Here is a 12,419-nt window from a genome sequence, read left to right on the forward strand (position 1 = left end):
GACTATGAGAGTGCCGACAAGTACTTGGCTGAATTTGCTCGTATTGAGCAAGAGGATAGTCGAGGAAAGTTGTTTATAGCTGATAAGGATACTTACCTTGATGAAATAAACGCGACTATTAAGCGATATGACGTGAAGCCTTTACCAATCAATAGCGAGTACTCTGATTATGGGTCAGCATTGTTGGACAATAAGCTTGTATTTACCTCGGCAAGAGATACAGAAAGTACAAGAGAGGGAAAAAGACACAAATGGACCAATGAGGCCTTTACAAGTCTATACTTCTCCGAAGTAAACGAAAATGGTGAGTTTTCTGAACCGGAGTTATTTGACAAATCTGTCAAAACAAAGGTTAACGAAGCTTCTGCTGTTTTTACTAAAGATGGGCAAACCATGTACTTTACGCGTAATAACTTCAAAAAAGGCAAGAAAGTTCACAATGAACAGTACAGCATCTTACTCAAATTATACAAGGCAAGTAGGTTAAGTGATGGTACGTGGTCTGAAGCAGTGGAGTTGCCATTCAACTCAGATGATTTCAATACAGCTCATCCTGCGTTGTCTCCTGATGAAAAGCTCTTGTATTTTGTCTCAGATAGAAAAGAGAGCCTTGGGCAATCTGACCTTTTTAAAGTTGCAATCAACGATGACGGTTCATTTGGTGAGCCTGTTAATTTAGGAAGTCAAATAAATACAGAAGGAAGAGAAACATTCCCGTTTGTATCTCATGACAATTTCTTATACTTTTCTTCAGATGGCCGCCCTGGTCTTGGAGGATTGGATATTTATAAAGCTAAGATTAACGTAGATGGTAGCCTGTCTAAAGTTGTTAATGTTGGAGCACCAATTAATAGTCCTGGTGATGACTTCGCCTTTTTTATCAATGATAAAAACCGCAAAGGTTTCATTTCTTCTAATAGAGAAGCTGGTATGGGTGGAGATGATATTTACTTCTTTCAAGTAGTGGATTGTAAACAACAAATCAGAGGTAAGGTATTTGATAACAGTACAACTTTTGTTATCCCAACTGCCACTGTTGTTCTATATGACAATAACTACAAAGAAATCGGTCAGTATAACGTAGATGAGAATGGTGCTTATATCACTGAATCACTACCGTGTAACTTCAAGTTTAGATTAAAAGCAAGTGCACAGGGATATAACACCAATGAAGTTACAACAGTACTTGGCCGTGAATTTGACGCTTTTAATGAAGTGAATATCGGACTTGATCCGATTGTGGAGAAGATTGAAAAAGACGATGACTTGTTCAAGAAGTTGAAATTAGAGCCAATTTACTTTGATTTTGACAAGTCGAATATTCGTCCTGATGCAGCAATTGAATTAGCAAAAGTTGTGGAAGTCTTGCAAATGTACCCTCAACTTAAAATAGATGTTCGCTCGCATACCGATAGTCGTGGTAACGATGCTTATAATTTGAAACTATCAGATAGACGTGCCAAATCTACAATCAGCTGGATGGTTAAACAAGGTATTCAGAGTGATAGAATATCTGGTAAAGGATATGGTGAATCACAGTTAGTGAATAAGTGTAAGAACAATGTTCCTTGTACTAAAGCACAACATCAAGAGAACAGAAGAAGTGAATTTATTATTTTAGATATTTAACCACTTGATTATGCATAGTTAGGTCTTTGGATCTACTTTGTAAGGAAATAACCTAAAGGAGTTGCTGAATTATTTAGCAACTCCTTTTTTTGTACCCATTAGGGAGATGAAATAAGATAAAAAGTACCTAATTATCTTAATAAATATCTAAAAAGTACCAAATATGGAATATTTCGAAAAAAGAAAGCGAATTATACTTTAAAAAATTAAGGACTAACAAAAAAATATTATCAAAAAAGGCTATCATTTAAAATAGAGATTAACATCTATTTCTACATATTCGCAAAAAGACATTAGTTCATCATTTTTATAGACTTTTTAAGGAAAAAAATTAGCAGAGCCTAAGAGCTTTGTCTACTTTTGTAAAGTGATAAATGAATAAGAGGTAAATACTTAACTCTTTCGTTTATATCTATTTGAGTTTGTCTACATCTTATAAGACCTTACTCTTTTTTAATTTGAACTATTATAGAATCAATTTCTATTAAGTTATATGTTGTTTCCTTATAAAAGCTCTAAATCACTTAGAGCTTTTATTTTTTTATGATGTAATGAAGTATTGTCTTGCTCTTTTCATATCTCATCCTGATAAATCACCGTAATTTAATATACGCCCTCTAATCTTAACAATAGGGTAAAAGTCAGTTAATATTGCACATTTACTTTTGTGTATTGATTCAGTAGTGGTTTTGTACTATCTAATTTTCAGAATGCGAAGAAGGGATATACAAGCCATCATTACTCTTATAAACCAATAAAAAGATGAAAAAAAGATTTTACACTCTTGCTTTTGTATTGACTGCAGTTGTTGCAGTAGGACAAAATAGCGTAAAAGGGTATGTATTTGTAGACAAAAATCAAAATGGCAAAAAAGAAAGAAAAGAAGAAGTACTTTCGGGCGTTAGTGTATCAAACGGAGTTGATGTTGTACAAACAGATCATAAGGGGTTTTACGAATTACCTTTAACAGGCGATAACCAGATATTTGTGATTAAACCAAGTCAATATACTACAGCTGTTGATCAGTACAATTTACCGAAAACTTATGTAACTCATAAGCCGAAAGGATCGCCTAAAGGCACTCAGTACGAAGGGGTGGCTCCAACGGGTAAATTGCCAAAAGAAGTCAATTTTGCCATGATAGCACAAGAGGAGTCTGCTGAGTTTAAAGCTTTTATTTTTGGAGATCCACAACCTTATAGTTTACAAGAATTGGATTATTTTAAAAAGGCAATTGTCGATGAGGTCAAACACAAAACAAAGGGAATATCATTCGGGATTAGCTTAGGAGATTTAGTGGGAGATAAGTTAGACTTGCATACACCTTATAAGGATGTGATGAAGCAAGTGGGCTTACCGTGGTATAACGTCATGGGAAATCACGATATGAACTATGAGGCAACAGAAGATATATACTCTGACGAAACTTTCGAGAAAAACTTCGGACCGGCAAACTATGCTTTTAATTATGGAGAAGCACACTTTATCGTATTAGACGATATTCTATACCCACATCCTATCAAGAAGAAAGGATATTTAGGAGGTTTTAGAAAAGATCAAATAGCGTTTGTCAAGAATAATTTAAAGTACGTAGACAAGGATAAACTTGTCGTAATCTCTTTACATATTCCTTTGTTTATCGGAGGCGAAAAGCACTTTGATCAAGAATCAAGACAAGAGTTGTTAGATGTGTTAAGTGGTCATGAGAATATTTTGGTATTATCAGCTCATACGCATTATCAAATGCACCAATTCTATACCAAGGAGCATGGATGGTCAGGAGTTAAGCCGATTCACGAATACAATGTAGGAACTACCTCTGGAGATTGGTATTCTGGAGAGTTTAACGAGTTAGGGGTTCCTGCTTCTACCATGAGAGATGGTACGCCAAGAGGGTATGCTACTTTAGTTGTAAAGGGGAATGAGTATGCACTGGATTATAAGGTTTCTGGAGAATCTGAAGATTACAAGATGGAATTGTTCATGCCAAAGGTTATGGCAGACAAAAGAGCAGGTAACTATCGCGTTTATGCTAATGTCTTCATGGGAACAGAGCGCGATCAAGTGGAGTACAGAGTCAATGAAGGACAATGGAAGAAAATGAATAAAGAGAATGGGGTAGATCCAGCTTTTTATGCAGAAGTACAAAAATATGACTTGACAGATGAACTACTTGGAGGTAGAAAACCTTCAAATCCAATTAACTCATCACATCTATGGAGTGCTAAATTACCTTTCAATATTGGAGTTGGTGAGCATACGGTCGAAGTAAGAGTAAAAGACATGTTTGGTAGAGAGTACACAGAAAAGAAAACCTACAGAATAGAAAAGAGTAAGTATTAAATTTTTTCATAAGGTGTTATCTTTTAAAAAGTCTATTGGCTTTTAAAAGAATATGCCTACGCAAATTCGTTGTGTTAAAGTAGCCCAACAGCATCTGCTGTTGGGCTATTTGTTTAGGGTATAAAAGACTTTATTGTTTTTCGGCATTTGATTTAGCAAGTAGTTTTTGAACAAAACTGATCTTTTGTTTGCCATACATCGTACTGCTTAGGGTGTCTATCTCGGCCCACATTTCCAATTTTTCCATGCACATTAGAATATTGCACAGCAAGTAAAACCGAGTAATTTCAGTGAAGTGATTGACGTATAGTCTTGTCACTCCCTGCATGCACAGCGTTTCTAAATCTTCTCTTTCCTTGTTGTAAAAATGTTTTTCTATGTTCTCTTTACTCACCATACTCTCAGAGCTATCTCCTAGTAAATGAGCAATCGATGACAGTGCCTCTTTGAAGCAGGAAAGTGCAAGTTCATAGCCTTGGCAATAATAGTAAGCTATTCCTTTGTTGAAAAAGTTCTGTACTGAATCTTCTTCCTGTTCACAGAGTTTACACGCTTCAATGTATCTCTTTTGCAGAAGTAATAACACTATCAATTGCTCGTCAGAACTTGTAATTTGTTGCAATTCGTAACTTCTATTTTCGAGTTTCATAATTACAGTATTTAATGTTATTCTATTTTTTCTACTTTAAAGTTACTCCTTTTTTGAATTAATATCAATACCTGAACTTTGTTAAGCTTTGGTTTGAAAAGAGAGAATAATCTGTATTCAAGAAATTAGCAAGTAATGTAATAAGTGTCAAAAGGGTGTTTTCACTATATAGCTCAAAGTCGTGAGACTTTGCGCAGCAGTTTTTAGTTTTCAGTTCCCTAAATATCCACCACGCCTCCTGGCCCCTTCGCTAAAAATGTCCACCGGACATTTTCTTCACGCTTGGTCCTCCGTTCCCAGTTTTCGGTTTTCGGTTTTCAGTTCCCCGTTCCCAGTTCCCCAGACTTTGCCCGTCGGTCGCTGCGATCTTATTCAGATAATGATAGAGTTTACGGAAAACTATGAGAGCATAAAGGTATAATGTTATAAATTTGAGGTATATATTGAAGTATTGACTATGAGAAAGTTATTGTCTTTTGTTGTGATATTGTTTTTAGGAGGATCTGTTTATGCTCAAGATGTTACTTATGAACAAGTTGAGTTACCAAGTATAGGTACTATTCTGATCCCAAGTACAATGGAACTACAAAAAGGGAAGTACGAGGAGTTTAGTAAGAAGTTTGTTGAAGCAGGTACAAGAATGTTAGGAGAAGAAGTTTCTGAGAATCGCATTGTTTTCCAACCTAAGGGAATTAATGATTTTACAGAGGATGGTCTTGCTATGTATGCAAGAATTATCATAGAAACAGATATATCCGGCCCTGGAGATTATTTTAAGTTGAAGGATGTGGAAGATTTGCCTGAAAGTGAATTAGCTGAAATTAGTTCTCTTGCAGAGAATGAAATGAGGGATATGTTGTATGATACGAATTTGAAGATCGTAGAATGGTTAGGTGTTTCTATGGTGAAGATTAAAGGCTATACTATTTTCAAAATGTCTTACATCCGTCAGTTAGGCCAGAATCCCTTAGTGAAGGTTCACACATATATTTTTCAAAATTACGATAGGCAACATAGGTTGATTGTATCTTATCGCGTAAAAGATTCGGAACTATGGGAGTCATCATTTAATAAAGTGGCGAATAGTTTTCAGATCACTAACATCAGACAATAGATTATAAGTGTAAGGTCGACTAACTGTAAGTTGTCTTAATAAAGGCAAGATAGGGACGGATATAGGCGAGGTAAACATTAGGCTAAAAGCGGTCTGATGAGTATATTTACACTGAAAAAATACAAGAATTAAAATGGCAATAAAGAAGTCAGAGTTATATAGCTCAAAGTAGTGAGACTTTGGGCAGTGAAGGTTAGTGTAGTGTGCAGTTATATAGCTGAGAGTCTACAGACTTTGTACGGCGGGTTTTGTTTTTTAACTATTTGTAATTAACTTCCAAAGCTAAACCAACTTAAACACTATAGTGATGAAAAAAATAATACTTTGTATTATTACCATTTTGGCAATGATAAATTCTACTGCTCAATCTTTAGCAGACAATTTTGGGTTTGAATCTTCTAATGTAGATCTACCTACTAATTTATGGCAACAGATAGGAAGTAATAAATATACTTATACTGTTAGCGTTGATGTTGTTTAAGAAGGAAAACAGTCCCTTGTGATTAATAATCAAGACAAGCAATCATCATATGGAGATTTTGGAGGTGTGTATTTTGAGTTTCCAAATACCTATATAGGTAAGGAAATGGAACTCACTGTGTATTTAAAAACAAATGAAGTTACTGGTACAGCTGGAGTTTTTTATAAAACAGATGCTCGTATGCCTATCCAATATGCTGAGGTTAAAGGAGTCAAAGGTACTAATGATTGGCAGAAGATTAGTTTAAAGAAAGCAATTAAGCAGAGTCATATTGATCAAATAGGTATAGGCGTAATGTTGAAAGGTAGCGGTACTATTTGGGTAGATCAAGTAGAATTGAAAATTGATGGTCAAGATTATAAAAATAGTACAGTTTATACTAAACCTATCTATAAGGCAGACTTAGATAAGATGTTTGATAATGGCTCTGAAGTTGAGATACCAAGTAATTACAATGAAGAAGATTTGGATAAACTAGCTTTACTTGGACAGTTTTGGGGCTTTTTAAAGTATCATCATCCAATGATAGCTAAAGGTGAGTATAATTGGGATTATGAACTTTTTAGAATACTACCAAAGTATTTATCAGTTAAGACGAAGGAGCAAACACAGCAGATATTATTAAATTGGATTGATAGTTTGGGTACACTACCTCATTCTTCAAAAGAAATAGAAAACTCTATTGCTATGGATTGGATAAGTAAGTATGACCTGAACCATGAACTGCAAAGTAGATTAAAAACAATTGCAAATTTTCCATTAACAGAAGATCATTATTACCTTACTCAGGGTAGGTATGTTCCTATAGCAGATTATATAAATGAGCGACCATATGAGCAATTTGCATTGCCAGATACTGGTTTTAGATTACTAGCTTTATATCGTTATTGGAATATGGTAGAGTATTTCTATCCATATAAAAGTTTGATTGATAATAAGTGGTCAGAGGTATTAAGCACTCACTTAAGACCATTTATTGATGCTTCAACAGAATTAGCTTATGAATTAGCTTTAACAGCCTTGCTAACTGAATTGAATGATTCACATGCATTGTTATTAGCAGGTAATAATGCTATTGAACAATCATTAGGAGAATATCATGCACCTATACGTTTAAATAAGATAGAAGGTAAATGGATAGTCACAGAAATATACAATCCAGAATTATTGAATGGTATAGAAATTAAAGTTGGGGATGAGGTAACTCATATCAATCAAGAAACTTTAGCATCGATAGAGATTAGAAATAAGAATCGCTATCCAGCCTCTAATGATGCAGTGTATTATAGAGATTTACAACGAGACTTATTGCGCTCGCCAAAAGAGATTCTCAATATCACATACTTATCAGGAAATAAGTCTAAAAGTATTGATCTCAAATTATATAAACGCAAAGAATTAAATATATACTATACTTTCAAAGTAGATAGAACCAAAAAAGGCTATTATCTTTTAAATAATAATATAGGGTATATCACTTTAGCAAATGTAACTAATGAGGATATAGAGGAAGTAAAGAAGCAGTTTAGTGACACTAAAGGTATTATTATTGATGCTCGTAATTATCCATCTGCATTTGTACCTCATAGCCTAGGAAGCTATTTTGTCTGTAAACCGACTCCTTTTTTAAAAAATTTATTTCCTACTTTAAGCTTTCCAGGGGCTTTTGAATTTAGTAAGGAGTTAACTATAAAACCAGGAGAGACTAAGTATAAAGGAAAAGTAGTTGTTTTGATTAACGAAGTTAGTCAGAGTGCTTCAGAATACGCTATCATGGCTTTAAAAGCAGGTGATAATGTTACCTTAGTAGGAGCACATACAGCAGGAACCAATGGAGATACAGCTCAAGTAGTTTTGCCAGGTAATAGAGTGGCTCTAATAGGAGGTGCAGGAATTTATTACCCTAGTGGTAATGTTACACAACGTGAGGGGATTAAACCCGATGTAGAAGTAAATATTACTCGTAAAGGAATTATTGAGGGTAAAGATGAAGTATTAGAAAAAGCAAAAGAGCTATTGATGAGGTAGTTTTTTTATATTAAATCAACGATGAAATATTTTATCTATTGGATTTTTTCACTGTCAGAAACCTTGCTAGTATTTATTTTTATAATTTAAGGAGTCGACTTTGCGTTACAGTTTTGCTTAGCAAGTCCAGTCCTTTACCCTTTAATAATTCTTACAAATTAGAACCTCCTATTATTGATAGTTTATCTAATAGTAATATCTCTAACAAACTTTAGACAAGAGCTTTGTTTGTTGAGGCAAGTGAGCCCATCATCCTTTGGAAAACATAAACTTGTAAATGGATGTTGGTTAATGCAATGGTTCTTGCCAAGCATGAAAAAGGTTGCTTCACTACGGAGAATTGTAACAAGGTGTAATAAAGATACAATTGTATGAGTATTGGTTTGTAGAACGAGGTAATAAAGGTTTTGTTCGTTTTTTATTTCCATCTTCTTGATACTGGATAAAGTAGGAATATAGGATTGAAAGTAGGTCAGTAGCTCTTGTTTAAGCTTTCTCTCTTTCATTAGGTATTTGTAGTTATCATTACCTTCAAGAATATCGTCAATGCGAATAAGACTTTTTTCGTAGACAGGTACAATGCGATATGGTTTATTGTCATGGTTGTTCTTTTGACTGAATGCTAAAGCAACCTTGAAAAGGATAAGTAGTAGAAGTATTTGTCTCATTTTTTTTTGATAATGAATAACAATAATTGTTTGCTTTGTATAAAAACTAATTATTAAAATAAGCTTGTGTTTGTGTGGTTTTTAGTAAATATTATATTAAAGTGTTTGGTTTGTGAGTATAGTAAGGATGTTAACCTTATTTGATATTAATAATTTACACTACAGTGTATTATTTGATTAGTTGCTTTTATAAATAAAAAATGTTTCTTTATTGAAGTGTTAACTATTTTTGTATATTTGAGTGTAGTAGATTCTAGGAAAAAAGTAATTATGAAAAATTTGTATTTAATTGTATGTGGTGTATTGCTGATGGGAAGCACTACTGTCTCGGCTCAAAAAATTGAAGGAAAGATATTTGATAAGGAGCTGAATGTTCCAATTGCTGAAGGGGATATTACTTTTTATAGTAAGAAAGGAGATAGAATTGCGACTGTTTATACTAATACAAGTGGTCAATATGAGTTTGAACCTAAAGACTTGGCGTTAGTACATAAGATAGTGGGGACAGCAAAAGATTATACAAAGGCAGAAGTATTAGTTAATCAAATAGAAGATGGTGTTGTTGCTAATTTTGGTCTTTTAAAGGATAAAGGCGCTTTAAAAAATAACACGTCTTATACTGCTAAAGAAACTGAGGCGCGTGCAAGATTTAAAGAAGAGAGGGTAGATAATAGTAGGAGCTTAACAGTAAGTAGAACAGATTATAGCTTTGTGACTTTGCCTACTTTTTATTACGATTTTAATAGTTCGTATATGACGCCTGAGAATAAATCAGTTGTTGATCAAATTGTTAATTTGATGAGACAAGACAACTCTATTCGAATTCGAATTCACGTTTATAATGATACAAGAGGAAATTCGAAGTACAACGAATGGTTAACTGAACGAAGAGCAACTAGAGTGTACGACTATATGATTGCTAAGGGAATTTCAAGAGATCGATTAGGTACAAGAGTAGAAACTATTAACAGTGATATTCCAAGAAAATCAGATAGCTATGCAAGATCTTCTTCTCAAGAGAATAGAAGATGTGATTTTGAAATTATATAAAAATTTAGTTTGTTGAAATAGTATAAAGCTCCTTATTTGTAAATATTACAAATAAGGAGCTTTTTTTGTGCTTTTTAATGTGCAAGGTTGGTTGAATTATCTTATTTTTGGTCAATAATAACAACACAACAATTTTATGGAACTTAAGTACAAAGGAAAAACAAAAGATGTTTATTCAATTGGAGGTAATCAAGTATTATTAAAGTTTAAGGATGATGTAACTGGTGAGAATGGGGTGTTTGACCCTGGAGCAAATACTGTAGGACTTTCTATCGAAGGAGTTGGGAAGAGTGGACTTAGAATGACCAAACACTTTTTTGAATTATTAAAAACTAAGAAGGTACCCTCACATTATGTGTCAGCTGATATAGAAGATGTTTCAATGGTTGTCAAAGAAGCGATTCCATTTGGCAAAGGCTTAGAAGTCATTTGTCGATTTAGAGCTGTAGGGAGCTTTTATAGAAGATATGGGGCATATGTGCAAGTGGGAGATCACTTAGATAGTCTGGTTGAATTGACAATTAAAGATGATGAAAGAGGAGATCCTACTATTTCAAAAGATACTTTGAGTATGCTTGGCATTTTAACTGATGTAGAATATGAAGCATTAAAGCAATTAACAAAAACGATTTGTCGCTATATTAAAGAGGAATTAGCAACTAAAGGTTTGGAGTTATATGATATCAAGTTAGAGTTTGGACGTGATAAAGCTACAAATGATATTATCCTAATAGATGAAATATCTGGTGGGAATATGAGAGTTTATAAAGGAGATAAGTATATTGAACCATTAGAACTCGAAAAGGAGTTCTTTAAATAAAACAAAAGCCCTCACATTGTGTGAGGGCTTTTTTATATCTATAAGTAATTTTATTGTACTGCTATTTCTAATTGTGCTCCAGGACCAATTGGTATTCCAAACCATATCCAAATGATCAGCAAGATAGACCATCCAATAAAGAATACAATAGTGTATGGGAGCATAGTGGATACAATGGTTCCAATACCAGCTTTTTTATCATATCGCTGCATAAAGGCAACAATAAGAGCAAAATAACTCATCATCGGTGAGATTATATTAGTGACACTATCACCAATGCGATAAGCTACTTGTACTAACTCAGGTGAGTATCCCAATAGCATAAACATGGGTATAAAAACAGGTGCCATAATTGCCCATTTAGCAGATGCACTTCCCATAATCAAGTTAATCAATGCAGATACAATAACAAAAGCAAGCATCAATGGGATTGCACCCAAACCTGACTTTTGAAGTGTTTCAGCTCCTTCTATGGCAAATATTAAACCGAGGTTTGTCCAGTTAAAATAGGCTACGAATTGAGCAGCAAAGAAGACAAGAACAATATATGAGCCTAATGTTTGCATTGCCTTAGACATTCCCTTCATAACGTCTTCATCGTTCTTGATTGTCTTGGCACCAATTCCATAAGCAATACCTCCAATTGCTGAACCAATGAATAATAAGGCAACTATTCCTGACATAAAAGGAGATTTTAGTATTTGTCCATCTTCACTTCTTAAATATCCGTTCTCAGGAATTAAACCACCAAGAATAAAAGCAGTGAATAACAACCCGCCAATTAGCGCGTAAATAAGTCCTCTTTTTTCAAGTTTAGTTAATGGTTCAATAGATATAGCCTCTTCATCACCTTTATATTCTCCTAATCTTGGAACTACAATTCTTTCGGTAACCCAAGTACCTAAAATGGCAATAAGAAAGGTAGAGACAAATAAGAAGTAATAATTTGCAGCTGGGTTAACTACATACGTAGGATCAATAATTCGTGCCGCTTCTTCAGATAATCCAGCTAATAAAGGGTCGATAGTACCAAGTAATAAGTTAGCACTATAGCCTCCAGATACTCCCGCAAATGCTGCGGCTAACCCTGCTATTGGATGTCTTCCTGCTGCCAGGAATATAATAGCAGCTAAAGGAACAAGTAATACGTAACCAACTTCACTTGCAGTATTTGACAAAATACCAGCAAATACGATTACAAAGGTTAAAAGCTTTTTAGGTGAGGATAGAACTATTTTTTTAAGTACAGTCCCAATAAGTCCAGATCCCTCCGCAATACCGATTCCCAATAGGGAAACAAGTACTGTACCGAGTGGGGCAAAGTTGGTGAAGTTAGTCACCATCTTAGTCAGTATTAAATGAAGTCCTTCTGCACTGACAAGATTAAAAGATTGTATTTCTTCTTTTGTTCCAGGGTGTATTACCGATAAATTGAAAAAACTAGCTATCCAAGAAGCAACAATAACTAATAGTGCAAAACTTGCAAATAAGGTTGCTGGGTGGGGTAGTAGATTTCCGATTCGCTCTACCGAAGATAAAAACCGATCTACTAAACTTTTCTTTGTTTCTGTACTCATTCTATATTCTTAGTTAATTAAAAGTCGCAATATAGTACTTTTTCGTTATGTTAAGAATAA

10 protein-coding genes are annotated in these 12,419 nt (G+C 34.2%); 7 read left to right on the forward strand and 3 right to left on the reverse strand.

Features of this window, described 5'->3' with window-relative positions; all coding sequences use genetic code 11:
- Together GJV76_RS08535 and GJV76_RS08540 are read left to right on the forward strand one after the other, a co-directional pair.
- On the forward strand, positions 1–1,629 hold a 1,629-nt coding region (locus tag GJV76_RS08535; RefSeq protein WP_230381517.1), incomplete at its 5' end, for an OmpA family protein.
- A gap of 762 nt (positions 1,630–2,391) precedes the next feature.
- Positions 2,392–3,972, forward strand: a complete 1,581-nt coding sequence (locus tag GJV76_RS08540) for a calcineurin-like phosphoesterase C-terminal domain-containing protein (RefSeq protein WP_155092203.1) — start codon at positions 2,392–2,394, stop codon at positions 3,970–3,972.
- A 130-nt stretch (positions 3,973–4,102) separates the two neighbouring features.
- Here the strand turns inward: GJV76_RS08540 and GJV76_RS08545 are convergent, their stop codons facing one another.
- A complete protein-coding gene (locus GJV76_RS08545; protein ID WP_155092204.1) occupies positions 4,103–4,621 on the reverse strand; it encodes a hypothetical protein in 519 nt (172 codons plus the stop codon).
- A gap of 457 nt (positions 4,622–5,078) precedes the next feature.
- Between GJV76_RS08545 and GJV76_RS08550 the strand changes: the two genes are divergently transcribed.
- From GJV76_RS08550 to GJV76_RS16120, 3 genes are all read left to right on the forward strand, one after another.
- On the forward strand, positions 5,079–5,735 hold the full coding sequence (locus tag GJV76_RS08550) for a hypothetical protein (RefSeq protein ID WP_155092205.1): 657 nt from the start codon (positions 5,079–5,081) through the stop codon (positions 5,733–5,735).
- Between the two features lie 346 nt (positions 5,736–6,081).
- On the forward strand, positions 6,082–6,216 hold the full coding sequence (locus GJV76_RS16080) for a hypothetical protein (protein ID WP_258204313.1): 135 nt from the start codon (positions 6,082–6,084) through the stop codon (positions 6,214–6,216).
- An 18-nt stretch (positions 6,217–6,234) separates the two neighbouring features.
- A complete protein-coding gene (locus GJV76_RS16120) occupies positions 6,235–8,244 on the forward strand; it encodes a S41 family peptidase (RefSeq protein WP_155092206.1) in 2,010 nt (669 codons plus the stop codon).
- Between the two features lie 182 nt (positions 8,245–8,426).
- Here GJV76_RS16120 and GJV76_RS08560 read toward each other — a convergent pair whose 3' ends face one another.
- Positions 8,427–8,912: a hypothetical protein gene (locus GJV76_RS08560; protein WP_155092207.1), complete on the reverse strand. Its 486-nt coding sequence runs from the start codon at positions 8,910–8,912 to the stop codon at positions 8,427–8,429.
- A 270-nt stretch (positions 8,913–9,182) separates the two neighbouring features.
- Between GJV76_RS08560 and GJV76_RS08565 the strand changes: the two genes are divergently transcribed.
- Positions 9,183–9,962 carry an OmpA family protein gene (locus GJV76_RS08565; RefSeq protein WP_155092208.1) on the forward strand — a complete coding sequence of 260 codons (780 nt, stop codon included), beginning with the start codon at positions 9,183–9,185 and terminating at the stop codon, positions 9,960–9,962.
- Positions 9,963–10,098: 136 nt separating this feature from the next.
- A complete protein-coding gene (locus tag GJV76_RS08570; protein WP_155092209.1) occupies positions 10,099–10,782 on the forward strand; it encodes a phosphoribosylaminoimidazolesuccinocarboxamide synthase in 684 nt (227 codons plus the stop codon).
- A gap of 50 nt (positions 10,783–10,832) precedes the next feature.
- On the opposite strand, the gene GJV76_RS08575 is transcribed toward GJV76_RS08570, so the two are convergent.
- Positions 10,833–12,359: an AbgT family transporter gene (locus GJV76_RS08575; protein WP_155092210.1), complete on the reverse strand. Its 1,527-nt coding sequence runs from the start codon at positions 12,357–12,359 to the stop codon at positions 10,833–10,835.
- Positions 12,360–12,419 lie beyond the last annotated feature (60 nt).

This window comes from Myroides albus (genome assembly GCF_009711045.1).
Lineage (GTDB): Bacteria > Bacteroidota > Bacteroidia > Flavobacteriales > Flavobacteriaceae > Flavobacterium > Flavobacterium album_A.

Bases quoted from the DNA above. Each gene is read 5' to 3' on its own strand.
- GJV76_RS08540 (WP_155092203.1), top strand. From the start codon at position 2,392: ATGAAAAAAAGATTTTACACTCTTGCTTTTGTATTGACTGCAGTTGTT.
- GJV76_RS08545 (WP_155092204.1), bottom strand. From the start codon at position 4,621: ATGAAACTCGAAAATAGAAGTTACGAATTGCAACAAATTACAAGTTCT.
- GJV76_RS08550 (WP_155092205.1), top strand. From the start codon at position 5,079: ATGAGAAAGTTATTGTCTTTTGTTGTGATATTGTTTTTAGGAGGATCT.
- GJV76_RS16080 (WP_258204313.1), top strand. From the start codon at position 6,082: ATGATAAATTCTACTGCTCAATCTTTAGCAGACAATTTTGGGTTTGAA.
- GJV76_RS08560 (WP_155092207.1), bottom strand. From the start codon at position 8,912: ATGAGACAAATACTTCTACTACTTATCCTTTTCAAGGTTGCTTTAGCA.
- GJV76_RS08565 (WP_155092208.1), top strand. From the start codon at position 9,183: ATGAAAAATTTGTATTTAATTGTATGTGGTGTATTGCTGATGGGAAGC.
- GJV76_RS08570 (WP_155092209.1), top strand. From the start codon at position 10,099: ATGGAACTTAAGTACAAAGGAAAAACAAAAGATGTTTATTCAATTGGA.
- GJV76_RS08575 (WP_155092210.1), bottom strand. From the start codon at position 12,359: ATGAGTACAGAAACAAAGAAAAGTTTAGTAGATCGGTTTTTATCTTCG.